Annotated in this window: 28 protein-coding genes and 1 tRNA gene; 10 read left to right on the plus strand and 19 right to left on the minus strand. The window is 62.6% G+C overall.

Going from position 1 to position 26,031, the window contains the following annotated elements; genetic code table 11:
- The first annotated feature begins 45 nt into the window (after positions 1–45).
- Positions 46–528: a GFA family protein gene (locus Q1K29_RS13320; RefSeq protein ID WP_300395579.1), complete on the plus strand. Its 483-nt coding sequence runs from the start codon at positions 46–48 to the stop codon at positions 526–528.
- 68 nt (positions 529–596) lie between these two features.
- A complete protein-coding gene (locus Q1K29_RS13325) occupies positions 597–1,340 on the plus strand; it encodes a DUF72 domain-containing protein (protein WP_300395580.1) in 744 nt (247 codons plus the stop codon).
- Positions 1,341–1,346: 6 nt separating this feature from the next.
- On the opposite strand, the gene Q1K29_RS13330 is transcribed toward Q1K29_RS13325, so the two are convergent.
- Entirely contained in the window at positions 1,347–1,826 is a 480-nt protein-coding gene (locus tag Q1K29_RS13330) for a DUF3592 domain-containing protein (RefSeq protein WP_300395581.1), read from the minus strand.
- 218 nt (positions 1,827–2,044) lie between these two features.
- On the opposite strand from Q1K29_RS13330, the gene Q1K29_RS13335 reads away from it, so the two are divergent.
- Positions 2,045–2,839 (plus strand): transglutaminase family protein, encoded by a 795-nt coding sequence (locus Q1K29_RS13335; protein ID WP_300395582.1) that lies wholly within the window; start codon positions 2,045–2,047, stop codon positions 2,837–2,839.
- Positions 2,840–2,896: 57 nt separating this feature from the next.
- Here the strand turns inward: Q1K29_RS13335 and Q1K29_RS13340 are convergent, their stop codons facing one another.
- Entirely contained in the window at positions 2,897–4,186 is a 1,290-nt protein-coding gene (locus tag Q1K29_RS13340) for an O-acetylhomoserine aminocarboxypropyltransferase/cysteine synthase family protein (protein WP_300395583.1), read from the minus strand.
- 102 nt (positions 4,187–4,288) lie between these two features.
- Positions 4,289–4,936: a metalloregulator ArsR/SmtB family transcription factor gene (locus tag Q1K29_RS13345; RefSeq protein ID WP_300395584.1), complete on the minus strand. Its 648-nt coding sequence runs from the start codon at positions 4,934–4,936 to the stop codon at positions 4,289–4,291.
- Between the two features lie 77 nt (positions 4,937–5,013).
- Here Q1K29_RS13345 and Q1K29_RS13350 point away from each other — a divergent pair, with 77 nt between their 5' ends.
- The 5 genes from Q1K29_RS13350 (at position 5,014) to panD (ending at position 7,937) form a co-directional block, all read left to right on the plus strand.
- The gene (locus Q1K29_RS13350) at positions 5,014–5,433 is read left to right on the plus strand and encodes a VOC family protein (protein WP_300395585.1); all 420 of its coding nucleotides are present in this window, start codon (positions 5,014–5,016) and stop codon (positions 5,431–5,433) included.
- A 73-nt stretch (positions 5,434–5,506) separates the two neighbouring features.
- On the plus strand, positions 5,507–5,929 hold the full coding sequence (locus Q1K29_RS13355) for a secondary thiamine-phosphate synthase enzyme YjbQ (protein WP_366524218.1): 423 nt from the start codon (positions 5,507–5,509) through the stop codon (positions 5,927–5,929).
- Positions 5,929–6,318, plus strand: coding sequence for a VOC family protein (locus tag Q1K29_RS13360; protein WP_300395588.1), 390 nt, complete (start codon positions 5,929–5,931; stop codon positions 6,316–6,318). The genes Q1K29_RS13355 and Q1K29_RS13360 overlap by 1 nt, the downstream gene beginning before the upstream one ends.
- An 81-nt stretch (positions 6,319–6,399) precedes the next feature.
- On the plus strand, positions 6,400–7,407 hold the full coding sequence (locus tag Q1K29_RS13365) for an NAD(P)-dependent alcohol dehydrogenase (protein WP_300395589.1): 1,008 nt from the start codon (positions 6,400–6,402) through the stop codon (positions 7,405–7,407).
- Between the two features lie 164 nt (positions 7,408–7,571).
- A complete protein-coding gene (gene panD, locus Q1K29_RS13370) occupies positions 7,572–7,937 on the plus strand; it encodes an aspartate 1-decarboxylase (RefSeq protein ID WP_300395590.1) in 366 nt (121 codons plus the stop codon).
- A 6-nt stretch (positions 7,938–7,943) separates the two neighbouring features.
- Here panD and Q1K29_RS13375 read toward each other — a convergent pair whose 3' ends face one another.
- Positions 7,944–9,407, minus strand: coding sequence for a hypothetical protein (locus tag Q1K29_RS13375; protein WP_300395591.1), 1,464 nt, complete (start codon positions 9,405–9,407; stop codon positions 7,944–7,946).
- 109 nt (positions 9,408–9,516) lie between these two features.
- Positions 9,517–10,278 carry an SIMPL domain-containing protein gene (locus Q1K29_RS13380; protein WP_300395592.1) on the minus strand — a complete coding sequence of 254 codons (762 nt, stop codon included), beginning with the start codon at positions 10,276–10,278 and terminating at the stop codon, positions 9,517–9,519.
- Positions 10,279–10,380: 102 nt separating this feature from the next.
- Between Q1K29_RS13380 and Q1K29_RS13385 the strand changes: the two genes are divergently transcribed.
- Positions 10,381–10,457 (plus strand) — tRNA-Ile (locus Q1K29_RS13385).
- Between the two features lie 130 nt (positions 10,458–10,587).
- On the opposite strand, the gene Q1K29_RS13390 is transcribed toward Q1K29_RS13385, so the two are convergent.
- Genes Q1K29_RS13390 through Q1K29_RS13420 form a run of 7 tightly spaced genes read right to left on the minus strand, consistent with a single transcriptional unit; the run spans position 10,588 to position 17,243 of the window.
- On the minus strand, positions 10,588–11,076 hold the full coding sequence (locus Q1K29_RS13390) for a DUF6265 family protein (RefSeq protein WP_300395594.1): 489 nt from the start codon (positions 11,074–11,076) through the stop codon (positions 10,588–10,590).
- The gene (locus tag Q1K29_RS13395; RefSeq protein WP_300395595.1) at positions 11,073–12,038 is read right to left on the minus strand and encodes an RDD family protein; all 966 of its coding nucleotides are present in this window, start codon (positions 12,036–12,038) and stop codon (positions 11,073–11,075) included. Before Q1K29_RS13395 ends, Q1K29_RS13390 begins: the two co-directional genes overlap by 4 nt.
- On the minus strand, positions 12,035–13,033 hold the full coding sequence (locus Q1K29_RS13400) for a stage II sporulation protein M (protein ID WP_300395596.1): 999 nt from the start codon (positions 13,031–13,033) through the stop codon (positions 12,035–12,037). Before Q1K29_RS13400 ends, Q1K29_RS13395 begins: the two co-directional genes overlap by 4 nt.
- The gene (locus Q1K29_RS13405; RefSeq protein ID WP_300395597.1) at positions 13,030–14,343 is read right to left on the minus strand and encodes a DUF58 domain-containing protein; all 1,314 of its coding nucleotides are present in this window, start codon (positions 14,341–14,343) and stop codon (positions 13,030–13,032) included. The genes Q1K29_RS13400 and Q1K29_RS13405 overlap by 4 nt, the downstream gene beginning before the upstream one ends.
- Positions 14,340–15,296 (minus strand): MoxR family ATPase, encoded by a 957-nt coding sequence (locus Q1K29_RS13410; protein ID WP_300395598.1) that lies wholly within the window; start codon positions 15,294–15,296, stop codon positions 14,340–14,342. The genes Q1K29_RS13405 and Q1K29_RS13410 overlap by 4 nt, the downstream gene beginning before the upstream one ends.
- Positions 15,283–16,503 carry a DUF4350 domain-containing protein gene (locus Q1K29_RS13415; protein WP_300395600.1) on the minus strand — a complete coding sequence of 407 codons (1,221 nt, stop codon included), beginning with the start codon at positions 16,501–16,503 and terminating at the stop codon, positions 15,283–15,285. The genes Q1K29_RS13410 and Q1K29_RS13415 overlap by 14 nt, the downstream gene beginning before the upstream one ends.
- Positions 16,500–17,243, minus strand: a complete 744-nt coding sequence (locus tag Q1K29_RS13420; protein ID WP_300395601.1) for a hypothetical protein — start codon at positions 17,241–17,243, stop codon at positions 16,500–16,502. Before Q1K29_RS13420 ends, Q1K29_RS13415 begins: the two co-directional genes overlap by 4 nt.
- 149 nt (positions 17,244–17,392) lie before the next feature.
- Between Q1K29_RS13420 and Q1K29_RS13425 the strand changes: the two genes are divergently transcribed.
- Positions 17,393–17,860: a GAF domain-containing protein gene (locus tag Q1K29_RS13425; RefSeq protein ID WP_300395603.1), complete on the plus strand. Its 468-nt coding sequence runs from the start codon at positions 17,393–17,395 to the stop codon at positions 17,858–17,860.
- Positions 17,861–17,870: 10 nt separating this feature from the next.
- Here the strand turns inward: Q1K29_RS13425 and Q1K29_RS13430 are convergent, their stop codons facing one another.
- From Q1K29_RS13430 to Q1K29_RS13460, 7 genes are all read right to left on the minus strand, one after another.
- On the minus strand, positions 17,871–18,575 hold the full coding sequence (locus tag Q1K29_RS13430; protein WP_300395604.1) for an HAD family acid phosphatase: 705 nt from the start codon (positions 18,573–18,575) through the stop codon (positions 17,871–17,873).
- A gap of 33 nt (positions 18,576–18,608) precedes the next feature.
- A complete protein-coding gene (locus Q1K29_RS13435; RefSeq protein WP_300395605.1) occupies positions 18,609–19,160 on the minus strand; it encodes a YbjN domain-containing protein in 552 nt (183 codons plus the stop codon).
- 76 nt (positions 19,161–19,236) lie between these two features.
- Positions 19,237–19,653 (minus strand): DUF1330 domain-containing protein, encoded by a 417-nt coding sequence (locus tag Q1K29_RS13440; RefSeq protein WP_300395606.1) that lies wholly within the window; start codon positions 19,651–19,653, stop codon positions 19,237–19,239.
- Positions 19,654–19,701: 48 nt separating this feature from the next.
- Positions 19,702–21,471: a glycoside hydrolase family 15 protein gene (locus Q1K29_RS13445; protein ID WP_300395608.1), complete on the minus strand. Its 1,770-nt coding sequence runs from the start codon at positions 21,469–21,471 to the stop codon at positions 19,702–19,704.
- The gene (otsB, locus tag Q1K29_RS13450) at positions 21,468–22,199 is read right to left on the minus strand and encodes a trehalose-phosphatase (protein ID WP_300395609.1); all 732 of its coding nucleotides are present in this window, start codon (positions 22,197–22,199) and stop codon (positions 21,468–21,470) included. The genes Q1K29_RS13445 and otsB overlap by 4 nt, the downstream gene beginning before the upstream one ends.
- Positions 22,199–23,569 (minus strand): trehalose-6-phosphate synthase, encoded by a 1,371-nt coding sequence (locus Q1K29_RS13455; RefSeq protein WP_300395610.1) that lies wholly within the window; start codon positions 23,567–23,569, stop codon positions 22,199–22,201. The genes otsB and Q1K29_RS13455 overlap by 1 nt, the downstream gene beginning before the upstream one ends.
- Before the next feature lie 123 nt (positions 23,570–23,692).
- On the minus strand, positions 23,693–26,023 hold the full coding sequence (locus Q1K29_RS13460) for a S9 family peptidase (RefSeq protein WP_300395612.1): 2,331 nt from the start codon (positions 26,021–26,023) through the stop codon (positions 23,693–23,695).
- Between the last annotated feature and the right edge of the window lie 8 nt (positions 26,024–26,031).

Genomic DNA, 26,031 nt, shown 5'->3' on the forward strand with positions numbered 1-26,031 from the left:
GTGCGCGTGTTCAGACCGCAGGCACCGTGACAAGGGAGCGCCCCCATGAAACTCGAAGGATCCTGTCACTGCGGGACGGTGAACCTCACCGTCGAGTCGCCGCATCCTTATCCCTACATGCTTTGCTATTGTTCGATCTGCCGCAAGACGGCCGGCACGGGTGGCTATGCGATCAATCTCGGCGCAAAGGCCGACACGCTGAGCGTAGAGGGCGAGGACACCGTACGGACCTTCCATGCCATCCTCCACGATGAGGGCGACAAGGAGAGCCCCGGCGAACGGGCGTTCTGTAGCAAGTGCGGTACCGCGCTCTGGGCCTTCGATGAGCGCTGGCGGGATCTCATCCATCCGCATGCCTCCGCCATCGATACGGACCTGCCGACGCCTCCGGAGCGCACCCACATCATGCTGGCGAGCAAGGCGTCCTGGGTCGAGCCGGATATACGGGAAGAGGACAAGGCCTTCGATGTCTACCCCGATGAAAGCATCGCCGACTGGCACAGGCGTCTCGGCCTTGAGCAATCATAGGCGCAAGATTCAGGTCGCCCGCCTCATTCATGTGCGATAGCGTCGTCACGAGAGACCGGAGCGAGGCCATGACCCATCCCATCCGTATCGGTATTGGCGGCTGGAATTATGAGCCGTGGGAGGAGACGTTCTATCCCGAGGACGTCGCCAAGAAGCGACAGCTTGAATACGCCTCTCAGCAGCTTACCGCCATCGAGATCAACTCCACTTTCTATCGCAATCAGAAGCCGCATGTCTTCGAGAATTGGGCCTCTCAGACGCCGGACGGCTTCAGGTTCACCGTCAAGGCGCAGCGCTTCACGACCTCCCGCAAGACACCCGACGAGATGAAGGAGGCGATCGACTGGTTCGTCGGTGGCGGCGTGACGAAGCTTGGCGACCGGCTGGGCGCGATCAACTGGCAGTTTCCGAAGGGGCGGACATTCGATGCCGACTATTTCTCGGCTTTCCTTGAGCGCCTGCCGAAGGAGCATGACGGGGTGGCGCTGCGCCATGCCATCGAAGTGCGGAACGAGACGTTCAAGACGGAAGAATTCACCGACCTCCTGACGCAGCATGATTGCGCGCTGGTCTTCTCCGATGCAGAGGACTGGCCGATGCCGGATGTGGAGACGGCGGGCTTTGCCTATGCCCGGCTGCAGGAGAGCCGCGAGACCTACAAGGCAGGCTACGCGCCCAAGGCGCTTGATGGCTGGGCCGGAAAGCTCAAGGCCTGGGCGAAGACGCGCGACGTCTATGCCTTTTTTATCTCCGGCGCCAAGGCGCGTGACCCGTTGGCGGCGATGGCGCTGATCGAGCGCGTGGGCCGGTAGTCGGTATTACGGCCCAACCGGGCCGCCCTGGTGGCCGTCGCCGAACTCGCTTGGCGGCTTCCAGAGGAGAAAGCCGCCGACGAGGGCGAACACCCCTCCTAACAGAAGTCCGAACCATTTGCGCATGAACGCCGTCATGCCGTCCGTCAGTTCGGCCTCGCAATCCTCGCCGGCCGGGCAGGGGGCAGCAAGCACATCGACGGCCTTGCCACGCGGATAGGCCGAGCGTGATGCCTTGACTTGCGCCTTGAAGCGGCGGACCTCGCCCTCAAGCGTTTCATACTGGATGACCGGATGATACTTGTTGCGGTCCTCGTAAAAGGCGTATTCCAGCGCCTCATACCCCACGACAATGCCGATCACACGCTCTGAGGCTTTCTCGACGGCAACAAAGCGCGCGCGCTCCTTGAGTGCGATACCAATGACGAAAAGGCCAATGGCGAGGCCTCCCAGTCCGACGATCCTGAATACGATCCTGGCGATCATGACCCATCCACCTCCTCGCGATTATACGCACCCTCATTGGCCAGCTTGACCTGATTCACGCCGCTGTCATGCCTCCTCCGGGGCAGGCAGGGCTTGCGGCGTTCAGATTTCTCGTCCAGCGTCTGCAGCCCGTGCAACTGCAAGGGGTTGAGCGGCGTTCTGTTGGAGGTTAACAGGCGCGCCGCCGCGAGCCTCCTCGAAATGGAAAGACACTCCCCATGCGCGTGAAAATCGACGCTACCCTGTCCTATTTTCTTCCCGCTCCCACTGACGTTCTGCTGGCCGTGGAAGCCCTCCCGCTGCCGGACCAGACCATCGTCGCAGAGCGGCTGGACGTGTTCGGGCCGGCCTCGCTCTCTCCGGTCGAAAAAGACCAGGAACGGGGCCGCATGCGCTGGATGGAAGCGAATGGCGAGATCACGCTCGAATATGAAGCGACCGTGGATGTCAGCCGTCAGCCCGTCAATCTGTCGGGCATGTATGTGCCGCCGCGCCGGGAGCTGCCGGTCGAGGCGATCCCTTATCTCTTCCCGAGCCGTTATTGTGAATCCGACCGGCTGGAGACGTTCGTCGCGACGCGCTTCGGTCATCTCGTCGGTGGTGACCAGGTGCTGCGCATGGTCGAATGGATTCAGGAGAGTTTTGCCTATGTGCCGGGGTCGAGCACGGCCGAGACGACAGCCACGGACAGCTTCCTGAAACGCCAGGGTGTGTGCCGCGATTATGCGCACGTCCTGATCAGTTTCGCCCGCGCCGCCGGCATTCCCGCGCGTATGGTCTCAGCCTATGCGCCGGGCCTGCAGCCGCCTGACTTCCATGCCGTGGTCGAGGTCTGGCTCGATGGGGCGTGGCGGCTTGTCGACCCGTCGCGCATGTCGCGCGAGGACAACCTCGTGCGGATCTGTTCGGGCCGCGATGCCACCGATATCAGTTTCATGACCATCTTCGGCAGCGCCAATCTCAACAGTCAGATGGTCGCCGTCTCCGTCATCGAGCCCGCTGCTCAGCGTTGAGCAAACCGCCCGCCGGACACTGTCCCGCGGGCGGTATCTTGCATGGTCCTTGGGCGCCTAGCTGGCGGCCTTCAGGGCCTGGTCGAGATCGGCGATGAGGTCGTTGGCGCCTTCGATGCCGATGGAGAGACGCACAACATCCGGCGCAGCCCCGGCGGCAATCTGCTGGTCTTCCGTCAGCTGACGATGTGTCGTCGAAGCCGAGTGGATGACCAGCGACCGGGCGTCGCCGAGATTGGCGACATGGCTGAACAATTTCAGGCTCTCGACGAACTTCACGCAGGAATCGTATCCGCCCTTCAGCTTGATCGTGAACAGGGCGCCAGCGCCTTTCGGGCAGATGCGCTTTGCGCGATCCTTGTAGGGAGAGGAGTCGAGGCCCGGATAGGTGACGGCGGCCACAGCCTCATGGCCTTCCAGCCATTCGGCGACCTTCTGCGCATTCTCGATATGCTTGGCCATCCGAAGCGACAGCGTCTCGATCCCCATCAGCGTATAGTGTGCCGCCTGCGGATTAAGCGTCATGCCAAGGTCGCGCAGACCAATGGCGATGCCGTGGAAGGTGAAGGCGGCCGGGCCGAACGTCTTGTGGAAGTTGAGGCCGTGATAGGCTGGCTCCGGCTGTGACAGCGACGGGAACTTGTCCGACGCCGACCAGTCGAACGTGCCACTGTCGACGATGACGCCGCCGGTGACGGTGCCATTGCCGGTCAGGTATTTGGTCATGGAGCTGACGACCAGTGTCGCTCCGTGGTCGATCGGGCGGCAGAGATAGGCGGTTGCCGTGGTATTATCGACGATTAGCGGAACCCCGGCTTCGGCAGCGATCGGCGCGATCGCGTCGAGATCGGTGACGTAGCCGCCGGGATTGGCGATCGTCTCGCAGAAGACCGCGCGGGTATCCTCATCAATCGCGGCCTTGATCGCATCGAGATCATCGAAGTCGACGAAGCGGGCCGACCAGCCGAAGCGTTTGAAGGTCTGGCTGAACTGGGTGATCGTGCCGCCATAAAGCCGCGTCGAAACGACGACGTTGCGGCCGGGCGCCATCAGCGGGAACAGCGCCAGGATCTGTGCGGCGTGGCCGGACGAACAGCAGACTGCCCCGGCACCGCCTTCCAGCGCCGCCATCCGGTTCTGCAGCGCACCGACGGTCGGATTGGTGAGACGGGAATAGATATAGCCGACTTCTTCCAGGCCGAAGAGGCGGGCGGCGTGCTCGGCATCGCGGAAGACGTAGGACGTCGTCTGATAGATCGGCACCTGCCGCGCCCCGGTTGCCGGGTCCGGCTCCGTCCCGGCATGGACTTGCAGCGTGTCGAAATCATTGATTGGCGTATCGGACATGGTGATCTTCTCCCTCAAACCTGTTGGCGCCGCTTTATCCCGTGGCGCCTCCCGGTGTCTTCTGCCGCGGCAGGAGAAATTGTCCAACGCTTTCTGGAAAAATCAGGCGGACCTGATCCGGTACACACACCGGCGCGCGCCCGACAGAAGGTGGGCCTCGCGCGTGACTTCGCAGCCTCCGCCAAGCGCTGAGCGGAACACGTCCAGCTCATTCGCGCAGAGACGCTGGCAGGTGGTGGCGGCGGAACAGATCGGGCAGTGGTTCTCGATCAGCAGCCAGTCATCGCCATCCTCGGCTGCTGCTGCCATGTACCCTTCGCGAGTGCGCATCGCAGCGAGTTTCTTCACCCGTGCACTGACGCTTTCCAGCCCGGCCATCTCCTTTTCGTAAAGGGCAAGCTGGGTCTCGCTATGGCGGTCGATGACCCGGGCAAGGCCTTCTTCGCCGAACATCTCCCGGATCGAACCGATCATCTCGAGCGCCAGCCCCTGATGGGCATCGGGAAAGATACGCGAGGCGGATGAGGTCAGCGACCAGATCTTGGTCGGGCGGCCACGGCCTTTCGGTTTGGCCGTCTCCTCCACGAGGCCTTCCTCGGCAAGTTCATAGAGATGCAGCCGCACAGCCATCGGCGTAACGCCAAGGTGCTCAGCGAGCCCCGATGCCGATTGCGGGCCCTCGCGCTTGAGCAGGTCGAGAACCGTATTGCGCGTTGCAGTGAGCGCCGGAGGGGGGGCAGAGGAGGTCATGAATTTTTTATAAAAGGGATTGCTTTCAAAAACAAGCCATAATAAATAAAGGAAAATCTTTTATAAAGGAGGGCGCAATGGTACGCCTCGAACATGCCAATCTCGTCGTCTCTGAAATCGAACCGACCCTGTCTTTCCTGAAGGCCGCTTTCCCGCACTGGCGCGTCCGGGGTGGCGGCAAGGGGACATGGTCTGGCAAGCCGCGCGAGTGGCTGCACTTCGGAGATGACGAGACCTACATCGCGCTATCGGACAATGGTGAAGGCGCCCCGCGTGACCTGAAAGGCCATGCGCCGGGGCTGGCCCATCTCGCTTTCGAAGTGTCGAACCTGGATGCGTTGATCCTCCGGCTGGAGGCGGCGGGACACGAGATCACCAATCCGGGTGCCGCGACAGAGCACCGCCGAAACATCTATTTCATCGACGGCAACAATATCGAATTCGAGTTCGTCGAGTATCTCTCAGATCATCCTGACGAAAAGAACCGCTATGACTGAGGCGGTGCAGGTTTGCGATCCTTGCCGGGACTGGGCTGACTCGATGCGCGTCTCGCCTTATCAATGGGCCCGCATGATCGATACGCTGACTGTCTCCACCACCGGGCCGGGCCTCTATGAGTTCACGCGGCAGGCCCGCCGCTTCGTCTCCGAAGCGGGTGTTTCGGAGGGCCTGCTTACCGTTTTTGTCCGCCATACCTCCTGCTCTCTGCTGATCCAGGAGAATGCCGACCCGGATGTGCAGCGTGACCTCAATGAGTTCTTTCGCCGTCTTGTTCCGCTCTCTGATGATCCGTCCATGCGCTGGATCGTGCATGATATGGAGGGGCCAGATGACATGCCGGCCCATATCAAGGCGGCGCTGACGCAGACTTCTTTCGGTATCCCTGTGAGCGATGGAGCGATGATGCTCGGCACCTGGCAGGGGCTTTACCTGTTCGAGCATCGCGACCGGCCGCATGAGCGACAGATCGTGCTTCACATGGGCGGCGCGTGATGAGGCTTAACCAGGTCACCGTTCCGTGCACGGATTATGGGGCGAGCGTGGCGTTCTATACCACCCTTGGCCTCGTCCAGATCGTCGATAGCCCGCCACGCTATGCCCGTTTTGAATGCCCGCAGAGTGAGGACGGGAGCGAGCCGGCGACCTTCTCGCTGCACCATGTCGAGGACTGGCCGGGCGGAGACGACCCGCTCGTCTATTTCGAGTGCGACCGGCTGGACGAGACGTATGAGGATCTCACCGGACAGGGCATCGTTTTTGAGCAATCCCCGGCCGACCAGCGATGGGGATGGCGAGAGGCCCGGCTGAGAGATCCGGCCGGCAATCTGCTCTGCCTCTATCAGGCAGGGGAGATGCGGCGCTTTCCGCCCTGGCGGATCTGATCCGTTTTCACCTGCGCCAGCGCTTGTTTGCATCCTTTTGCGGCCCATCTCGTTGCTTCGACAGCAATAAAGGAGCGAGCCATGAAAGCCGTGAAGATCGCCGCCCCGGGCGGGTTCGACAAACTGACCCTCACCGATCTGGACGATCCGGGAAAACCGGGCAAAGGCGAAATCCGCGTGCGCCTGCATGCCACCTCGCTCAATTTCCATGACCTGATCGTCGCCTCGGGCCAGAGCAAGCCGGAGGATGGCCGGATTCCGATGTCGGACGGGGCCGGCATGGTCGAGGCTGTCGGCGAAGGCGTTACGGGCTTTTCCGAGGGTGACCATGTGGTCTCCACCTTCTTCCCGCAATGGCTGGCCGGGCCGCCGCGTGTCTCGGACTTCTCGGGCACGCCCGGCGACGGCATCGATGGCTATGCCCGCGAGGTCGTCATCGCGCCGGAAACATCCTTCACGCACGCCCCGGCCGGCTGGAGCCATGCCGAGGCTGCCACGATCACCACGGCGGGCCTGACTGCCTGGCGCGCGCTTGTTGTCGATGGTGGACTCAAGGCCGGCGATACGGTGCTTGCGCTCGGAACGGGTGGGGTGTCCATTTACGCGGTGCAGATCGCCAAGATGATGGGCGCGGAAGTGATCGCGACGTCGTCCTCGAACGAGAAGCTCGAGCGCGTGAAGGCGCTCGGCGCCGATCATGTGATCAATTACAAGGAAGACGAGAAGTGGGGCTCCACCGTCATGAAGCTGACCGGCGGGCGCGGGGCTGACCAGGTCGTCGAAGTTGGCGGTCCGGGCACACTCGGCCAGTCGATCCGCGCGGTCCGCGTTGGAGGGCATATCGCCCTGATCGGTGTCCTCACAGGCGTCAGCGGTGATGTGCCGACAGCATTGCTCATGCAGAAGCAGGCCCGCGTCGAAGGCCTGATCGTCGGCTCGCGGTCCGATCAGGAGGATTTTGTCCGCGCGCTTGAAAAGGGCGGTATCAAGCCGGTGATCGATGAGCGTTTTGGCCTCGATACGCTGGGCGATGCGTTCCGCCACCAGCAGAGCGGCGCTCATTTCGGCAAGATCGTTGCAGAGTGGTAGCGCTCGCAGTGCGTATCGTGGCAGATCATGCCCTTCACGTACGCGGCAAGCTATGCTTTATGGCCCAAGTGTTGCAGTGCGTCATATGCCTTTACGCAGAGCTTAGGGCTGACCATATAGACTGTAACAGGCGTAGAGTTGAACCCTGACTGGAGACGTCATCGATGCTGCTCAACATGTTGAAAGCCAAGCTGCATTCCGGATCGGTCACGCAATGCGACCTTCATTATGAAGGGTCGGTCTCGATCGACCGGGAATTGCTGGACGCTTCCGGCATCCTGCCGAATGAGCGTGTCGATATCTGGAACGTCACCAATGGCGCCCGCATCCAGACCTATGCGATCGAAGCGCCGCGTGGGTCGCGGACCATCGGCGTGAACGGTGCGGCCGCCCGTCATTTCTCGGTGGGCGACAAGGTGATCATCGCTGCTTTCGCCTCGATCGAAGCCGACAAGGCCCGCCAGCATGCCCCGACGGTCGTGCTGCTGGACGACGAGAACGAAATGAAGGCGCCGAGCGCAGCCTACTAGGCTCGCCTAGTATTCCTCATACACATCAGTGCCCTCATCGGCCGGATCGCTCTCCGGCGCGGTGGGGTATGTCGTCTCTTCTGTCATCGTTACGACGCCATTGAGGTTTGCCCAACGGGTCATCGCCACACAGGTGCGCGGATCGGTGAGCAGTGCGCTTGCGTCGGAATTGAACTGGTCGCTGGTCGCCGCCGCCCAGACGCCTGCCGCTGAATCGGCGGCGTTGAAGCCGATCTCCGAAAGGCCCCGCTCGATGCGCGTGCAGATGAGACGGGCAAGGTCGGCCTCGGGCGCCTCATTCAGGTTCGAAATACGGTCAAACAGGTCGAGCCGCGAGAAGATGTAATCGTACACTGTGAGCTCGTCGCCGACCTTGAAGGCGAGAATGTCGGCGCCGACCGTACCCCGATAATCGGGCCATTCGTCATAGCCCTGATCGTCAGCCTGTGTGGCGCTGGTAAACACCGACACGATGGGCGCATCGAGATAGATCGCCCAGCCGCCCAGCATGTCGCGGTCCTTCGTATTGCGGATATCCTTTGGGTCCGGCATCGCGGCATAGACCACCAGGATCGGCTTCTCCGTCCACGATTTGAGCGCCAGCGTACTGATCGTCTGTTCGGTGATCGAGCGCCCGAAAAGCGTGGAGACCGAAGTGTCGAGGAAGTTCGAGGCTTCCAGCATGCTCGGCGCTGAGAAATAGGTCACCAGCGATGAGGCTGGCGCGATCAGGCTGGCCGCGCTTGTGAGGGAGGCCATGACATTGGCCGTCGCACCCGAACTCTCGCGCTCGTCCGACAGCTGCATGCGAAGCTTCGCTGTGAGCGTCGTGTTCGAGGACACCTTGAACCATGGCGTGGCATAGAGCGCGAGGCTCTGGTCGGTGGACCAGCTTTCGCCCTGTTCACGGTTGGACGAGAAGGACGCCGAGAAAAGCGCTTCGGTGGCCGTGACATCCGGCTTCTTGATCTCGAATTCCGCGAGCAGGGCGCGTGAAACCTCTTTCGAGCCCATCATCCGCGAGAGCCAGCCGCGGCTTTCATCCTTGTAGTTCCGTTGGGCCGGGGCTTCGGTATACTTCCCCGAAGCGGTGCCCGCGATATCCCGCGCCTGCGGATCGAGTGTCACGATCCGGATGCGGGTGTAGAGATCTTCCAGCGGGATGCCCCAGTTGGAGTTGGCGGCGTCCTCGTCTATGGCGATGTCGATATAGGGCAGGAAATCCTTGGTCACCCTGGAGCCGGAGCTTCCATACCCGGCAGCAGGGGCCGGCAGGTCGTTGGGATCATAATAGTCAGGCGAAGAGCGCGGACGCGACGGGATCGGCGACGGTTCCGACTGCGGAAAGTCGTCGGAATACTTGTTGTCTTCGGATGGTGTGTCGCCGGGCGGCGCTGGCGCCGGTTCAGGTTGCGACGCGCAGGCGGCGGCAAGCCCGATACAGGCCGCCATCAAAGCGGTTCTCTTCATGTGTCCCCTCCCGGATCATCCCTCTCCGAGAGCTTACTGTAGAGAAGCCGCAACGGGCTGGCGAGCCCTCATTGGCCCGCCAGCCCGGATTCAACCCTCGGTGCTGCGACTATTTTCTGAGTTCGTATGTCACGTTCACAGTGACCTGGTAACCGACTTCCCCACCAGAAACCTTGGTCGAGGCGTCGGATTCCGCACGCATCGCCATCATCGGGACCGGGCCACCCATGTCGCTGGAGCTTTCCGAGATCGTCACGATGCGGGCAACGCGATAGCCGGTGGCGTCGGCATAGAGTTCGGCGCGTTCCATCGCCTTGTTCACTGCTTCGCGGCGCGCTTCGTCACGCGCGTCCGATGGATCGTCGAGGCCAAAGGAAAGACCGGAGATGGTGTTGCCGCCCTGGGAGACGATGGAGTCCATCGTGGTGCCGAGCGTATCGAGATTGCGCACCGTAATGGTGACCTGGTTGCTGGCGGTGTAGCCGACCAGGTCCGGCGGGCCGCCATCGCGGTTGGAATAGTCATAGCGCGGCTGCAGCGAGAGGTTGGAGGTCTGCATGTCGCGTTCGGCGATGCCGGCCTCGCTGAGCGCTGAATAGACATTGTCCATCTTCTGCGCGTTCTCGGACATGGCCTCAGACGCGCTCTTGGCTTCGGTCTGCACGCCAAGCGTGATGGTCGCCATGTCCGGCGCGCGCTGGACCTCACCGGTGGCGGAAACCTGCAGCGTGGTTTCCGGCTGGATGGAATTGGGGTGGGTGGAGGTTGTTGCCGGACTCGTGGGGGCGGTCTGGGCGAGGCTCGTGCCACAGGCGACGAGGGCGGTCGACGCAGCCAGCGCGATGAAGGGGCGGGGGGAAAGTCGGCTCATTATGAAGTTTCCTCTCTTGATGGGACTTGCAGTCCGGATTCAATTGCGCCATTGCGGCGGGATCGTGACGGCGACATGATGTCTTCGCACGTTTTTCTGGTCGGGCCTGTAGCTCAGTTGGTTAGAGCGGACCGCTCATAACGGTCTGGTCGGGGGTTCAAGTCCCTCCGGGCCCACCATTCATTCCGGGTGGCGCTCTGCGCCAAAAACCAGTCCGGTGGACTGATTGTACGGAATGAATGCCCCGGCAGGGGCTCAATGCTTTGCCCTTGTATCGGCGCGTGAAACCAGCCTGGCCGGCTATCGACTTCAAGGCTCGCCGGTTGGCTCCGGCGCTTCGCTTTCGATCTCTTCGCACCGGCCCATGGCGAACAGGCGCGCTTCACTGCCGTCCAGCTTTGAAATCTTCGCGACCAGCGCTACGCGGTTGGCGCCGTATTCGATGCGCTGTGGATAGTCGTGCTCGGCGTTTTCGAAGACGATGGTCGCACCTGTGCGCTCGGTTTCGGTGAACGCCGTCGGCGATTTGCCGTTGGGCGAGGCGATGTAGAGCGCCTTGTCGCCGCGCTGGTCGATCCGCAGATCCTCGAAGAAGCCTGCTTTCCCGTCCTTCACCGAGACCGAATAGCCAAACATCAATCCGCCTTCGGATGCCGACCACACCTCTTTCGTATCGCCAGTCTGCTGCTTCCAGCAGCCGGACATCCAGTCCAGCGGATAACCAGCCTCTGGAGTGGCGTGAGCGGACAGGCTGGCAACAAGCGCTGCAATAGCCAGAGTGGAGGCGCGATAGGTCATGGCGTCTTTCCCTCTTGCGGGCCCTTGCTGCCGGTATCGAACTTGTCCTCCTTGCGCTCACCAAACAGCATGCGCTGTTCGAGACGGGCGCGGAGCGCGGCGTAATAGGCTTCGAGGAAAGCGAGATCCTCTTCGCCTGCCGCCTTTTCACGGCCGATCTTGTCACGGATACGCTCGGCGACGCGAGACTTGATCTCGCGGGTCGACTGGCGGAGCACATCTTCAAGGACATGGAGCTCATGAATGCCATAGGCATCGAGCTCCGCGGCGGTGAAATTGTACGCCGTTGCTGCGGCCAGCGGGGCAGCGGAGGTGATGTCCTTCTTCAGCCGCGTCTTCGGTGCGTGGATGACGATCGTCCCGGCGATCAGGTCGCCAACGCGCAGCTTGTCCCGGTTGAAGAGGGGGAAGAGGACAAAGACGGCGGTCCAGGCGATGCCCATCAGCCGGATCCAGGCGCTGACCTCGTCTTCCACCGTCATCAGCAGGAGAGACAGCGGCAGGAAGACTTCCAGCTCGCGCATGAAGTTGCGGGCGAGCACGGCATTCGCCGTCAGCCGCCCGCCATTGCGGGCAGCCACCCGCAGGCCGAGCGCACGCTTGCCGGGCGTGGCAGCCTTTCGGCCGATCTCGAAGAAGATGAAATAGAAATTCCTGAGCAGGAAAACGATCACGGCGCTCAGCGAGCCGGCAACGGCCCAGCCTTGAAAGCCCATGGACGAGAACATCCACGCGATCACGAAGACCGATGCGATGATCAGCATGATCTGAAGCGCGAAGTCGAGCAGGAAGGCGCCTGCGCGTTCCGAGGCGGTTGCGATCTTCAGGTTAAGCGCTGCGCCTTCAGGTGTCACCAGCGCGCGCACGCGCTTGGCCCGGCGGGCCTGTTCCTTCAGGCGAATGTCGCGGCGCTTGAGCGCTTCGCGGCGCGTATCGGGGGCTGTCGCAGCCTTCGCCATCATGCCGCCTCGCGCTGGCCGCGTGGCCAGTAGAAGTAGACGAGCCAGAAGAGCAGGCTGCCGATTGCGATGACATAGCGCGTCATGTCGGCATTGATCATCTGGCGCCCGAACCCTTCCAGCAGGGCGGCGACAAACAGCATGATGACCGCTCCGATGATGACCAGCGCTGCGGAATGGCCGGCTTCCTTCATCGACTGCATGCGCGACTTCGTTCCGGGGAAGGCCACCGCGCCACCGATCATGAACCCGGCCGCACCGGCGAGCACGATGGCGAAGAGCTCGGTCACGCCATGGATGAACAGCCAGCCGGTCAGTTCGGCGCCCAGGCCCTTCTGCCAGAAGACGGCAAAGAAGCTGCCGAGATAGACGCCGTTATAGACAAGCAACACCGCCGTCGGGATGCCGAAACAGAAGCCGAGCGCAAAGGCGAAAATCGCAATCCCGCTATTGTGCGAGAAAAGCTGCGCGGCAAAGGCGGCGAGCATGTCGGCGATGTTGGTCTCTTCGGTGTAGAGGGTGTCGCGCAGGCTGTCATAGCTCGCATCGGGATTGCGCGGGTCCCAGCCCTGATGGAAGGTCCAGTACCATTCCATGTCCTGAAGGCAGAGAAAGAAGGCGAGCAGCCCGCCGCCGAACAGGCAGAGCGCGGCAAGCAGGGTCGGCCGCAGCGCGCCCTGTACCGCGTCCGGCCAGTCGCGGCGGAAGTATTGCGCGATCCGCTGGCCCATGCTGGCGCGGGTGCCGTAGACGAAGAAATAGGCCCGCGCACACAGCGTCTCGAGATAGGCGAGCACGTTCTGGTCAAGCGAGATGGAGCGCGCCATGGAGAGTGAGGAGACAGCCTGCCGGTAGAGGCGGGGCAGGGCGGTCATGTCCTCGTCCGACAGCGCCTTCACGCCACGCTTTTCGGCGCGGGTGACGATCAGGTCGAGGCGTTCCCAGTCGCCCTCGCGCTCTTCGCGGAAGCGGTAGGATTTCATCACGCGGTCGTTCAAAGGAGTTCCCTCCGCTTGATGTCGAGATAGCGCGAAACAAGCTCCGAGCCGAACCGCTCGGGGCTGGTCTCGATGACCTGGACGCCCATGCGCTGCAGCTTGCGGAAGACGACCTCGCGTTCGGCCAGCAGCGTGTCGGCAATGACGGCGCGGCTGACATCCTCGGCATTGTGGGGTTCGGCATTGATCATCCGGGCCAGCGCCTCGTCCTCGAAGGTTGCGAAGAGGACGATATGCTTGTCGGTCAACCGGCGGACATTCTCCAGCATCAGCTCGGCCGAGATCGTGTCGACGAAGTCGGTGAACAGGATGATCAGCGAGCGCCGTTCCAGCCGCGAGGCAAGCGAGGTCAGCGCGAGCGTGTAGTTCGCGTCCTCGACGGAATAGTCGAGCTGGGCGGCCAGCCTCTGGATATGCGGGAAGGCGCCTGTGCCTGTAAGGACGTTGCTTGCCACGCCGGGGCGCGCATCGAAACCGAAAATCGCCGTGCGGTCGCCGGAGCGCAGCGAGACATAGGCGAGCAGCAGGGCCGAATTGATTGCCCGGTCGAGTTTCGGAACCCCGCCCAGCGGCTCGCTCATCAGGCGGCCGGTATCAAAGGCGAAGACGATGTTGTGGTTGCGTTCGGTCCGGAATTCCTTGGCCAGCAGCATCCGGTGGCGGGCGGAATGCTTCCAGTCGATGGCGCGCCGGTCCATGCCGGTGGTGAACTCGCGCAGCGAGTCGAACTCCGATCCGTCGCCGCGGTCGATCTGCATCTTGATGCCGAAATCGGCGTCGCGCTGGTAGAGGCGCACAGCCTCTTCCTTCACCCAGCGCGTGTTCGGTGTGACGGGAACAGCGATTTCGAGCGTCTCGCTCTTGCGGATCGCGACGAGGCCCAGCGGTCCGGTCCAGCGCGCCCACAGCCGTTCGAGCCGGCCTTCGCCGCGCCGGATCGGTTTCAGGGGGAAGGCGCTCGTATGGGCCCGTCCGATCCAGCCTTTCAGGATCTTGCGCGGCGGCGAGGCGATCAGGGCATTGGTCTCAAGCTGGACCTCGACCTTGCCGGGCAGCGGGCCGCGCGCGAAGGCGAGCGTGACATCCGCCGGGTCTTCACCGGACATGTAGAGAAGCGCGGGTGCATCGACGCTGATCTCGGCCTCCGGTGCGCGGCCGGCCAGCACCAGGTCGGCGAACATCAGCGCCAGGACCCCGATCACCCAGCCCGCCGACAGCGTCCATAGCGCAGGGGCCGCCACCGCTATGAACAGCAGCAAGGGGACACCGGCCAGCATCAGCCAGATGGAGCGGAGGGTGGGTGCGATCATCTCGGGGCGGCGGTCTGGTCGATAAGGCCGGCGAGGGTCTCGTCGGTCGTGCGGCCTTCGATCTCGGCGGCCGGGGAAAGGATGACGCGGTGACGAAGCGCCGGGGTGGCGAGCGTCTTCACGTCGTCGGGGAGGACATAGTCACGCCCGTCCAGGGCTGCATGAGCACGCGCGGCAGCCGCAAGCGCGGCAGCGGCGCGCGGGCTCGCCCCGGTTTCGAGGGCCGGGGTCTCGCGTGTGGCCCGGACTAGGTCGACGATATAGGCGACGACGTCCTCATTGATACGGACATTCGAAACCGCGTTGATGGCGCCTTCAAGGTCGTCTGCATTCACCGCGGCAGTGACGCCGAAGGCCGAGGCGGTTTTCATGCCGGTGCGGCTGCCATGGCCGGTGACGATGGCGAGCTCCTCCTCCCGGCTCGGATAGTCGAGCACGTGCTTGAACAGGAAGCGGTCCAGCTGGGCTTCCGGCAGCGGATAGGTGCCCTGCTGTTCGATGGGGTTCTGCGTGGCGATGACGGTGAAGCGGTCGTTCAGCGGTTGCGGCTTGCCGTCGATGGTGACCTTGCGCTCCTGCATGGCTTCCAGCAGGGCAGCCTGGGTCTTGGGCGGCGTGCGGTTGATCTCGTCGGCGAGCAGGATGTCGGTGAAGATTGGGCCCTTGGTGAGCGAGAATTCGTTTGTCTGGAAGTTGAAGAGGTTCGTGCCGATCACGTCGCCCGGCATCAGGTCGGGCGTGAACTGGATGCGCCCGAAATCGAGATCGATTGCAGCGGCAAAGCATTGGGTCAGAAGCGTTTTTGCGGTCCCGGGCGGGCCTTCCAGCAGGATGTGGCCGGACGAGAACAGCGCCGTCAGCATCAGGTCGACCGTGGCTTTCTGGCCGACCACAGCCTTGGCGACCTCGGTACGGATCTTGTCTGCAAGCCCCTGAATCTCATTGATTTCCATGTGTTATCTCCCTGCGCCAGCGCCAGAGGGCGCGGGCCTTGTGTCTCAGATCGTCGCGCGACGAAGCCGGTTCGGAAAGCGCGCCGCCGGCGTGGCTCCAATCGGTTTCGATCCCGGACTGATGTCCCATCCGGTCGAGGAGGGCGGCCGTTTCCGCCTCGCTCAGTGTCTTTGGCAGACCAAGTTCGCGCACAAGCGCGCGGCGCGTCAGCGAGAGGTAGCCGGGCGCCATGCGCGTTTCGCGCCGGGCCGTCGCGATCAGGCCGGCGGAGTTGTCAGCGAGCGCCTGCTTGCCGGGGGCAAAGGCTGGCGCTTCACGCTCAGGCGCGCCGAAGCGGATCGCAGCGGCCCACCCGATCAGCCCCATCGTGGCGAGCGCCACCAGCGTTGCGCCCAGGAAGGGGATATCGAGGAGCGTCTTGAGCAGGTTGTCCGACTGTTCGAAGCCGTGAATGGTTGCGTCGAAGACGAGCGGGCGGCTCGCATCATCGCTGACATAGTCGATCAGGCTGAGCCCCATCGCCGCGTTCTCGATGCGCGACAGGCCGAAATTGTTGAGCAGGTCCGGATCGGACAGAAGATAGATGTCGCGGTCGGGCAGTTTCGACAGGAGCTGGCCGCCGGGCAGGCCGACAATCTCTTCGAGCTTGTCTGACTTCACAACCTGCATCTCCTGGTCGAAGTCTGGCGTGAAAGGGCCAAAGGGCGTTTCGACCCGGCCGGGGTTGCGCAGCCGATGGAGGCTTGCCTCCGTCTCGATGAGACCGAGCTGGCCATCCACCCGGGCCTTTCTGGCCAGCCGCGTATCGAGTTCAAAGGCGCGCTGTGCCGGATTGGCGACGAAGTACCACTTCGGAAGGACGATCAGTGCCGGGCCGGTTACCTCATCAATCTCGAAGCCGCGCCCACTGAGCGGCAGTGTGAGGACCATGAGCCGCCCGTCGCTATAGGTCAGCAGCTCGCTGCGGCGGGAAACCGAGACATCCCGGCCATCCCTTTCAAGCATGTCCACAAGGCCGGCATAGCCGGTGGCCGAGCGGGAATAGGGCGTCGCGCCGGGATGGTCCTTGCGGGCAAGATCGGGCGACCAGGCCATGAGCGACATGACGGCGGCGAAGGAGACAATTCCCACTGCGATCAGCACGAAGATCAACCGTCCGGAAAATGGATTGCTGCTCTCGGGCAGGCGTTCGCTCGTCGCGCTCATGCCGGCGCCTCCCCGAAGGCGAAGCTCTCATAGGAGGCGCGCGCCTCCTGCCAGCCATCCCGGTCGACAGGGCGCCCGCCAAAAAAGCTGTTCTCGACTACGCGGATGATCGGCGAGAGCGCGGTGCGGGTGCGCTGGGTAAGGTCAGACAGGGAGCTGATCTCGCGCGCGGTCAGCGATTGCGGGACGCCGCCCGTGCGACGTTCGCGCAAATCCTCGATGGAGCGGAAGAGGAGCAGGTGGACGGCCTCGGCGAACTTGCCGTCTGCTGCCAGGGCATCGGCCTGTTCGAGCAACGAGGCAGCGCGTTTCGGGTCTGGCCGGTGGTCGCGAATGTCGGAGATGTCAGGGCCTTCGGGTTTCGTCTTGCGCTGGAAACGCAGGCCCACAACATCGCCGAACATGTACCAGAGCGCATAGACGATCGCGCAGACCACCGCGCCGATGAGCAAGGCCTTGAACACCCAGCCGAACGTGCGGAAGATCCAGGCGAAGAAGTCTCCGATCGCTTCGATGATCGGGTTACGGTCGCGCGATCTCTGGTTCTCGATCTCGGGCGTCCATTCGGGGCGCTCGGTCTGAAGCCGGTCGTTGTCGGTATGCGTTTCGACCAGCCGCTCGATGCGGTCGCGCTCAGCCCCTGCGGATCGGTCGCTGTCCTGGGCAAGTGCCGTCTGCGCTGAGGAAAGCCCAATAAGCATGACCCAGGCGATGATGATCGTCCGGACAGCATCCCTCACGCGGCGGCCTCCTCTCCTGTGGCGCTCTCTGGCGGCCACTCCACCCACAGATTACGACTATTTCAGAGCAGCAGCGCGGCGTCCATGGGGCTCTTGAGAAGTTCGGCCCAAGACGCGATATGGCGCGGACGCTGTAGAAGGAAAAAGAGATGGACCGGCAGGCACACTATCGCGAGCTCAAGGCCGAGATCGAAAGCATCGTCGCGGGCGAGACCTATGTCCCTGCGCGCTATGCCTCTGCCGCCTGCCTTCTGGCGGAGGCTTTCCGCCCGCGCTTTTTCTGGACCGGCTTCTATGTGGTCGATCCGCAGAAAGCCGATGAGCTCGTCGTCGGTCCTTATCAGGGCACGCTGGGCTGCCTGCGCATTCCTTTCGGCAAAGGGGTTTGCGGGGTATGCGCGGCTGAGCAGAAGACCCAACTCGTGCCGGACGTGCATGCCTTCCCCGGCCACATCGCCTGCGATTCACGTTCGAACTCCGAGATTGTCGTTCCGGTCTTCGATCGTGACGGGACGCTGGCCGCCGTGCTGGACGTCGATTCAACCGAATATGACGCGTTCGATGCTGTCGATCAGGAAGGCCTTGAGGCGATCTGCAAGATCCTGCTGACCGCCTGACAGTGCCGGCCTACCGGCCCGGACCGGGAACGGCGGCGCATGGCTCGCCATACATGGCACCCTGGTCGATACAGAAGAAGGCCGCCTCGCCCAGATCGTCGGGCTTGTCTCCAACATTGTCGCCCAGATAGGCCACGACCTCGACACCCGGATAGCCTTGCGCCCCGAGCATGGCCGGGATGATGGCGTAGCGCGGCGTCTTGTTGGAAACGCCTTCCGGATAGGCGCGTGTCATCAGGATGCGAAAATCATCGTGCCGGGTGAGACCGACTTCGGCGAGGTTTTCCTCTGTCCAGAGCTGTTCGGTGTCGGCGCGGTTGGTGACAAGAGCGACGTGGCCGCCAAGTTCGTTCACACGCTCGATAAAGGGTTTTGCGCCGGGCACGAGCGTAGCCGATTTCTCCTCCGTCCAGGCGTGCCAGCTCTCCGGTGAGTAGGTCTCATCGGCCTGTTCGAGGCGGATCTGGTAGTCGACATTGTTGAGCACCGTCTCGTCGATATCGAGGGCGACGGCCCAGCTGCCTTCCGGCCGGTTGGTTGCGACGGTTTCGACATAGGCCGTCGCCTCGTCATAAACAGCTTCGGCCTCTTCGGCCCAACCGGGGGAATTGGCGACCCAGTCCACACCGGGGCTGAGGTCTGTTGCTGGCGCGGTTGTGGTCGTGCAGGCAGCAAGGGCGATGGCGAGCAGGGCAGGGACGGACAGAAGACGCATGATTGGTGATCCTCGCTTTGAGACGGGCCTTTCCTAGATCGGTTGGGCCTGTTCGGCGAGCCCTGCATTCCAGCCGATGCGCTCAATGAAGGCGGACATCTCCATGGTAAACCAGTCCAGCGTGTCGACGAAGTTCTCGCGTGTCACGCCGTCTTTCATGTTGACGCTGAATTCCACGAACGGGTCGCCATCGGCATCGAGATAGGCCTTGGAAAACCGTGTTGCGTTCCAGTTGCCGATAATATCGGGAAGCTGCGCGGTCTCGAAGTCGAAACCGGATGAGAAGGTGATAATCTCGCATTCGGTGAAGTGCGGCGTGCACGCATGAAAATAGAGCCAGAAATTTGCGTGACCCGACTTCGATTGTATCTCGACGGCGCCGTTTTCCTGTTTCTCGATGGCCGCTTCATAGCCCTGTTCGCGCAGTATCCTGGCGATTGCTTCCGGGTCTCGGGCATCCACGAGTTTCCGGTCAGGGGCACCGTCTTCCTGATCAACGAGTGTGCCGGGCATGCTGTTGGTGAACTGCGCTGTGGCCGGCAGGGCAGCAAGGCTGAAGGCGAGAATACAGGAGCTGAGTTTCATGGGCTCTTCCCGGTCTCATGCGTACAAACAGGGTTAATGCTGCATCGCGTCGCCCGGATCGGCAAGGCCCACTGCCTTAGCCGGGTATCTGGTGGGTCTCGATCAGGTCCTGGTGCTTGAGGCCGGCTTCGCGATGGCGATGGGCCTCCTGATAGCGCGGGTCCCGCATCATGGTGAGCATGTGCTGGCGCGATGGGTAGAGGACAACGAGCACCCGGTCCCAGTCTTCGTCGCCCCCGATCAGGAAGCGGTTCACCTCGCCGGCATAAAGGACTTTCAACCCGATCTTCGGATCGGAGGACAGGGCCTCAAGCCCCTTGCCATAACGGTTATAGGCCTGCTCGCCCGTCAGGTTTTCTGCCTTTTCGGGATCGCTGTCCTTGTACCGGGCCTTGTCGTGAAACTTCAGCAGGTTGATCATGACGATCGGGCCGTCATGTGCGTCCTTGGCAAAGGTCCGCATCTGGTCGGTTGTCGGTTGCAGGGCTGGCACGGTGGTCCTCCTTCTCGTTTGAGGGACACCTTTACGCGTGCAGCTGGCTCAGACAACATCCTCCCAGTTCCGGCTGAGCCGGTTGGCGGCATTGATGATGCCGACCATGGAGTAGGTTTGCGGGAAGTTCCCCCAGAGCTCTCCCTTGGACGTGTCGATGTCTTCCGATAGCAGGCCCAGGCGTGTGCGGTGGGCCAGCACGTCTTCGAACATGGCGCGCGCTTCCTCGATGCGTCCGATGCGGGCAAGCGCATCAATATGCCAGAAGGTGCAGGCGGTGAACGCGGTCTGCGGCAGGCCGAAATCGTCTTCCACCTTGTAGCGGAAGACGTGATAACCATCGCGCAACTCCTCATCGACGCGCTCGACGGTCTTGATGAAACGCTCATCCTTCGCGTCGATGAACCCGATTTCCGCCATCAGCAGGACCGAAGCATCGAGCGCATCTTCGCCGAAGGCCCCGGTGAAGGCCTGGCGTTTTTCGTTCCACGCCTTTTCCAGCACACCTTCGCGGATTTCGTCGGCCCGGCCTGTCCAGTAGGTGGCGCGCTCCTCCATGCCGAGATAGGTCGCGATCCGGGCCAGCCGGTCGCAGGCCGCCCAGCACATGATGGCCGACGAGGTATGGACCTGCGCACGCCCGCGATACTCCCAGATGCCGGCATCCGGCGTGTTCCAGACCGCATAGGCCCGCTCGCCGACGCCTTCGAAATGCGCAAACTCCAGTGCGCCGGCCTTGGCGTAGAGGCGGTCGTCGAAGAAGGCCTGGCTCGCACCGAGGACGACATGGCCGTAGACGTCATGCTGGATGTGCTCGGCTGCCTGGTTGCCGAAGCGGACAGGCCCCATGCCGCGATAGCCGGGCAGGGCGCCGGCGATCTTTTCGGTCAGGTCGTTCTCCAGCGCGATGCCGTAGACCGGCTGGATATGCCCGCCGCGCGTATGGGCGACAGTGTTCCGGAGATAGGCGAGATAGTGCTCCAGCGTTCCGACGGCCGAGAGGCGGTTGAGCGCCGTGACCGTAAAATAGGCGTCGCGCAGCCAGCAGAAGCGATAGTCCCAGTTGCGCTCGGAATCGGCGTGCTCGGGAATGCTCGTCGTGAGGGCCGCGACGATGCCGCCGGTTTCCTCATAGACGCAGAGTTTCAGCGTGATGGCGGCGCGAATGACGGCGTCCTGCCAGTCTGGCGGGGTGGCGAGGCGGCGTGACCAGCTCATCCAGTGGTCGGCGGTCCGTTCCAGCCATTCCAGTGCGATCACGCCAACCCGGTCAGACAGGCTTTCGTCGGGGCCGAGCAGGAAACTCACTTCGCGATCGAGGACGAAGTCGCGACCGTCCATGACGTAGGAAACCGGCGCGTCGGTCGTCACGCGGAAGCCGGAATCCTCTTCGAGGAAACTGATATGGTTCACCCCGCGGCGGGTGACCATGTTGATCTCGCCGCGGCGGCTTTGTGCGAACAGCTCGACGCGAATGCGCGGCATGCCTTTCAGCGGCGTGATCCGGCGGACCATGGAGGCCGGGCGGAACATGCGGCCGCGGTCCATGAAGCGCGGGCAGAAATCGGTAACACGGATCGCGGAGCCGTCTTCGGCTTCCAGAACCGTCTCGATGATCGCCGTATTGCGCTGATAGGTCTGGGTGCTCTTGGTATGGCCCTGCAGGCCGACCGCGAACTGGCCACGTCCGCCGAGCAGTTTGTTGAAAACCGGCTCGCCATCGATGCGCGGCAGGCAGAACCAGACGCAGTTTGCGTCCTCGTCGATCAGGCCTGCGACCGTGCCGTTTCCGATGATGCCGAGTTCGAGATTGCTCATCGTTTCCCCTGTTCGATCAGCCAGTTGGCGACATCCTGCGTGCTGGACATCCGGTAGGTGGCCGCTGTTTCTCCTTCGCCGACCTTGATGGTAAGGCCGCCGAGCCGGTTGACGACCTTGAAGGCGTCTTCGTCTGTGGTGTCGTCCCCGATCATGACGGCAACACGTTCGCGGAATGGCAGATGCGAGAGCATCATTTCAACCGCTTTTCCCTTGTTGGCATGCGCGGGCTTGGCCTCGATCACCATCTTGCCGGCCTGAACCTTGTAGTCTGGATTGTCGTGCAGCGTATCTTCCAGCCGGGCCAGAAGCGCGGGGCCCATGTCGGGCGCCTGGCGGTAATGGATGGCGACGACCGGTCCCTTGTGTTCGACGCGCACACCCTCAAGCCCTGTCGTGATCATCTCGATCGCCTTGACAATGTCTCGCGGGGCACCGGCCGGTTTTGCTGCGGGTGTTTCATCGGGACCGCAGATTTCCAGCCCGTGCCCGCCGGCACGCCAGTAGGCGAGCGGCACGCGGGCCGAGAGGTCACGGATGTCGCGGCCGCTGATGATGGCGATGGCGTCGCCGAGCAGTGGTTCGAGTGCCGCCAGCGCTTCGCGGGTGTCCGGTGGCAGGATTACGGCGTCCGGGTCGTCCTGTATGGGCGCAAGCGTCCCGTCAAAGTCGAGGAAGAGCGCATGGCGCTCATCAAGGCGCGGTGGGGCAGAAAGATCAGCTGTCATCAAGTCAGGTCGGTCGAGAGATCATCGAGGAATTTGTGCCGCCACCATGTAATGTCCTGCGCGACAACGATATCGCGCAGCTTCGTCCAGCGGGCCTTGCGTTCCTCCAGCGGCATTTCGAGCGCCTGATAAATGGTTTCTGCCACTTTGTAGGTGTCGTGCGGATTGACGATGAGGGCCTCAGAGAGCTGTTCAGCGGCGCCGGCGAACTCCGAAAGGATCAGGACACCCGGATCCTCGGGGTTCTGCGCCATAACGTACTCCTTGGCGACAAGGTTCATCCCGTCTCGCAGCGGCGTTACAAGGCAGACCCGTGCGATGCGGTAAAGCCCGGCAAGTTCGCGCCGGTCATAGGAGCGGGCGAGATAGCGCAGCGGAATCCAGTCGAGATCGCCATAGTCGCCATTGATGCGTCCCGCGAGCTCGTCGAGCTGGATACGCAGGTCGCGATATTCCTCCACCTTGGACCGCGACGGCGGGGCGATCTGGGTCACCGAGACGACGCCACGCGTGGCCGGAAAATGATCGAACAGCTTGCCGACCGCCTCAAACCGCTGCGGCAGGCCCTTGGAATAATCCATCCGGTCTACGCCGAGGACGAGGTTTCGCCCGCCGAGAAAACGGCCAATGCGCGTGGCCGCTGTCGTGGCCCGTTCGCTGACGGCGGCTTTCGCGAAGCCTTCCGCATCGATGCCGATGGGGTAGGCATTGGCGCGGATTTTCCGCCCGAACACCGCGATCCAGCCATCGCCCTCATCAACCGCATCATAGTTTTCAACGAGGTAGCGCACGAAGTTGGAGCGGTCTGTCTTCGACTGGAAACCGAGAACGCTGAACTCGCACATGGCCCGTGCGATGCGCTCATGCTCGGGCAGGGCCTGGAAGATTTCCGGGGAAGGGAAGGGGATGTGCAGGAAGAAGCCGATCGGCCCCTGCCAGCCACCCCGGCGCAGGAAGTCTCCCATCAGCAGGAAGTGATAGTCATGCACCCAGACTGAGTCGCCTTCCTTCAGCCGGGGCACCACCAGGCCGGCAATCCGCTCATTGACGCCAGCATAGGTGTCGAAATCGGTATTGCCGAAGTGGGCAAGGTCTACGCGGTAGTGGAAAACAGGCCAGATAACCCGGTTGGCATATTGCAGATAGAAGCCGTCATGTTCGGCCTCGGTAAAGTCGGTGGTGACGAATTCAACATTCTCGTCCGTGAAGACGTCCGGCTCACCCACCTCGCCTTCGACGATATTCCCGCTCCAGCCGAACCAGATGCCTCCCGTGGAGGTCAGCGACTCCCATACGGCGACGGCAAGCCCGCCAGCCCGCGCACTGGCGTCAGCGGCGGTGCGGTTCGAAATCGCGATCAGTCTGCCCATGATGGCTCCTTGCGCTGGCGACCATCTACTCCTGATGCCGGGATTCAAGTTTTGTGTGGCCTCATGGCTGCAAAAACAACCGGTTGGCCCAAAAATTTGCCACCGGGTGTCCTGCGGCCCGTATCAGCGCTTGAGCTTCCGATTCAGGAAGTTCATCCGCGTTTTCATGAGATGGGTCTGCAGGGCCTGTCCGCGAATGCCATGGCGCTGGCCGGGATACGTCATCAGCTCGAACGGGATCCCTTTCTCCTGCATCTCTGCCATCAGGCGGGTCGAGTTGTCGAAGGTGACGTTATCGTCCGCCATGCCGTGCACCAGCAGGAGCGGCGGCATCCCGGTCTCGAGCCGGTCGAGATGGTAGAAGACCGATGATTTGTCGTATCCATCCGGATTGTCCTGCGGTGTGTCCATGTAACGCTCCGTGTAGAAGGTGTCGTAGAGCGACCAGTCGGTGACCGGCGCCCCCGCGATAGCCGCGGCGAAGGTGTCCTCCGGCGCCTGCAGGATGGTCATCAGCGTCATGTAGCCGCCATAGGACCAGCCCTGGATCGCGACGCGGTCACCGTCCACGAAAGGCTGGGATTTCAGCCACTCGACGCCGACGAGCTGGTCACGCACTTCCGGGCCGCCGGTCTGTCGGTAGATGACGTCCTCAAAGGCCTTCCCGCGATTGGCCATGCCGCGATTGTCGAGCCGGAAAACGATATAGCCCTGGCGAGCGAGATACTGGTCGCTGATGCTCTCCCAGTCACGGTCGACCGTCTGGACATGCGGGCCACCATAGACCTCGACGATGGCGGGGTAGGTCTTTGAGGGATCGAAGTCAGCCGGCTTCAGGATGGAATAATAAAGCGCCTGCCCATCCTCGGCTTCCAGCGTGCCGAATTCTGGTGTGGCATGCATATCAAGAAAGGGGGCGTAGGGGTGATCGGCGTCGAGGGCGTTTTCCTCGATCCAGGCGATGCGTTTTGCGACCGGTTCGAGCATGTCTGGCGTGCGGAGTGGATTGCCTTCGTCGGGGATCTTGTCATCCGGAATCTCGGCATCAACGAGATAGAGCCCGGTCTGGGGCGGCTGCGCCGGCGACGACGACGTACCGACAAAGGACCTCCCGTCCGGCGCTACGGTGACGGACCATGACTTGCCGGGCTCGGTGATGCGCGTGATCTCGCCGCCATCCAACGGTACCGCATAAAGGTGCTTCTCGAGCGGCGTGTCCCGGAAGCCTGTAAAGTAGGCCAGCCCTGCTTCGCGATCGATGCTCTTCACTTCATCCACTGCCCAGTTCCCGCTTGTCAGGAAGATGAGCTCGTCGGACTGGTTGCCGAAAGGCGAGATGGCGATGTGGCGGTAGCCGGTCTCTTCGGTCGTCAGCAGGATACCGTTGTCGAGACCAATGACGTCCTTCGACAGGTTGACCCATTTATCCTGCGTCTCGCTCAGCGGAGACCAGACGCGCCACGGCTTTCCGTCGGTACGGTGATAGGTGATTTCTGTCTGGTTGCGGTTCACCGTCTGGAACCAGAGGCTCTCACCGGCCCAGTTGACCCGCGCGAGATAGGTGTCCGGACCGACGCCGTAGAGGATGCTTACCTTATCGGCCTCCAGATCCCGGACGAGCAGGGTGACCCTCGCATTTGGTTGCCCGGCGCGCGGATAGCGCTGGTCGATAACGGTCGTCTTGTCGGCCTTGATGTCGAAGCGTTCGATCACATCGACGGTGCTTTCGTCGACCCTGGTATAAGCGATGAAACGCTCGTCCGGGCTCCACCAGTAGCCGGTGTAGCGGCTCATCTCTTCCTGGGCGACGAACTCGGCCACACCATAGGATATCGCTTTTTCGGGTTCGGCGTCTGGCGTGACCTGGCGCTCCTTGCCGCTCGACAGGTCGATCACGAAGACCGCGCCGTCACGCACGAAGGAGACGTAATTGCCGCGCGGTGAAACGCGCGCATCGTATTCATAGGCCTCGGTCTCGGTGAGCTGGCGGGTCTCGGGGCCGCCTTCGCCCAGCGTCACCAGATGCAGATCCCCGCCCAGCGGGACGAGGATGGTGTCACTCGTGCCCCAGTCATAATCGACAATGCCCTTGCGCCCGGCGATCCGCTTGCGTTCGCGAAGCGCCTTTTCCTCTTCGGAGAGTTCTACCTCTTCCGGCTCGAGCAGAGTGGAGTCGACCAGCATGGAAGGCTGGCCCGTCTCGACATCGAACTGCCAGAGATCATAGCGGCTCGCATCGTCTTCGCGGGCCTTCAGGAAGGTCACGCGCTTTCCATCGGGGGAATACTTGATGCCGGTCGGAGAGGGCCCGTTGAGGGAGGGCGAAGCATAGAGACGCTCGATCGTCAGCTCTTCTGAAGCCATGGAGTCCTGTTCTGGTTGGGCGAGCGCGCCGGGTGCGGCGCAGGTGGAAGACAATAGGGCGGCGGCGAGGCCGAGTAGTGATATGCGCATAATGGCGG

This window comes from Henriciella sp., from assembly GCF_029937755.1.
Taxonomy (GTDB): Bacteria; Pseudomonadota; Alphaproteobacteria; order Caulobacterales; family Hyphomonadaceae; genus Henriciella.

Coding starts and splice junctions, on each gene's coding strand:
- Q1K29_RS13360 (WP_300395588.1), top strand. CDS start 5,929: ATGAGGCTTAACCAGGTCACCGTTCCGTGCACGGATTATGGGGCGAGC.
- Q1K29_RS13390 (WP_300395594.1), bottom strand. CDS start 11,076: ATGACCTATCGCGCCTCCACTCTGGCTATTGCAGCGCTTGTTGCCAGC.
- Q1K29_RS13445 (WP_300395608.1), bottom strand. CDS start 21,471: ATGAGCAATCTCGAACTCGGCATCATCGGAAACGGCACGGTCGCAGGC.
- Q1K29_RS13435 (WP_300395605.1), bottom strand. CDS start 19,160: ATGAAACTCAGCTCCTGTATTCTCGCCTTCAGCCTTGCTGCCCTGCCG.
- Q1K29_RS13320 (WP_300395579.1), top strand. CDS start 46: ATGAAACTCGAAGGATCCTGTCACTGCGGGACGGTGAACCTCACCGTC.
- Q1K29_RS13340 (WP_300395583.1), bottom strand. CDS start 4,186: ATGTCCGATACGCCAATCAATGATTTCGACACGCTGCAAGTCCATGCC.
- panD (WP_300395590.1), top strand. CDS start 7,572: ATGCTGCTCAACATGTTGAAAGCCAAGCTGCATTCCGGATCGGTCACG.
- Q1K29_RS13335 (WP_300395582.1), top strand. CDS start 2,045: ATGCGCGTGAAAATCGACGCTACCCTGTCCTATTTTCTTCCCGCTCCC.
- Q1K29_RS13330 (WP_300395581.1), bottom strand. CDS start 1,826: ATGATCGCCAGGATCGTATTCAGGATCGTCGGACTGGGAGGCCTCGCC.
- Q1K29_RS13410 (WP_300395598.1), bottom strand. CDS start 15,296: ATGGAAATCAATGAGATTCAGGGGCTTGCAGACAAGATCCGTACCGAG.
- Q1K29_RS13365 (WP_300395589.1), top strand. CDS start 6,400: ATGAAAGCCGTGAAGATCGCCGCCCCGGGCGGGTTCGACAAACTGACC.
- Q1K29_RS13355 (WP_366524218.1), top strand. CDS start 5,507: ATGATCGATACGCTGACTGTCTCCACCACCGGGCCGGGCCTCTATGAG.
- Q1K29_RS13325 (WP_300395580.1), top strand. CDS start 597: ATGACCCATCCCATCCGTATCGGTATTGGCGGCTGGAATTATGAGCCG.
- Q1K29_RS13350 (WP_300395585.1), top strand. CDS start 5,014: ATGGTACGCCTCGAACATGCCAATCTCGTCGTCTCTGAAATCGAACCG.
- Q1K29_RS13455 (WP_300395610.1), bottom strand. CDS start 23,569: ATGGGCAGACTGATCGCGATTTCGAACCGCACCGCCGCTGACGCCAGT.
- Q1K29_RS13395 (WP_300395595.1), bottom strand. CDS start 12,038: ATGATGGCGAAGGCTGCGACAGCCCCCGATACGCGCCGCGAAGCGCTC.
- Q1K29_RS13425 (WP_300395603.1), top strand. CDS start 17,393: ATGGACCGGCAGGCACACTATCGCGAGCTCAAGGCCGAGATCGAAAGC.
- Q1K29_RS13415 (WP_300395600.1), bottom strand. CDS start 16,503: ATGAGCGCGACGAGCGAACGCCTGCCCGAGAGCAGCAATCCATTTTCC.
- Q1K29_RS13460 (WP_300395612.1), bottom strand. CDS start 26,023: ATGCGCATATCACTACTCGGCCTCGCCGCCGCCCTATTGTCTTCCACC.
- otsB (WP_300395609.1), bottom strand. CDS start 22,199: ATGACAGCTGATCTTTCTGCCCCACCGCGCCTTGATGAGCGCCATGCG.
- Q1K29_RS13380 (WP_300395592.1), bottom strand. CDS start 10,278: ATGAGCCGACTTTCCCCCCGCCCCTTCATCGCGCTGGCTGCGTCGACC.
- Q1K29_RS13405 (WP_300395597.1), bottom strand. CDS start 14,343: ATGATCGCACCCACCCTCCGCTCCATCTGGCTGATGCTGGCCGGTGTC.
- Q1K29_RS13375 (WP_300395591.1), bottom strand. CDS start 9,407: ATGAAGAGAACCGCTTTGATGGCGGCCTGTATCGGGCTTGCCGCCGCC.
- Q1K29_RS13430 (WP_300395604.1), bottom strand. CDS start 18,575: ATGCGTCTTCTGTCCGTCCCTGCCCTGCTCGCCATCGCCCTTGCTGCC.
- Q1K29_RS13345 (WP_300395584.1), bottom strand. CDS start 4,936: ATGACCTCCTCTGCCCCCCCTCCGGCGCTCACTGCAACGCGCAATACG.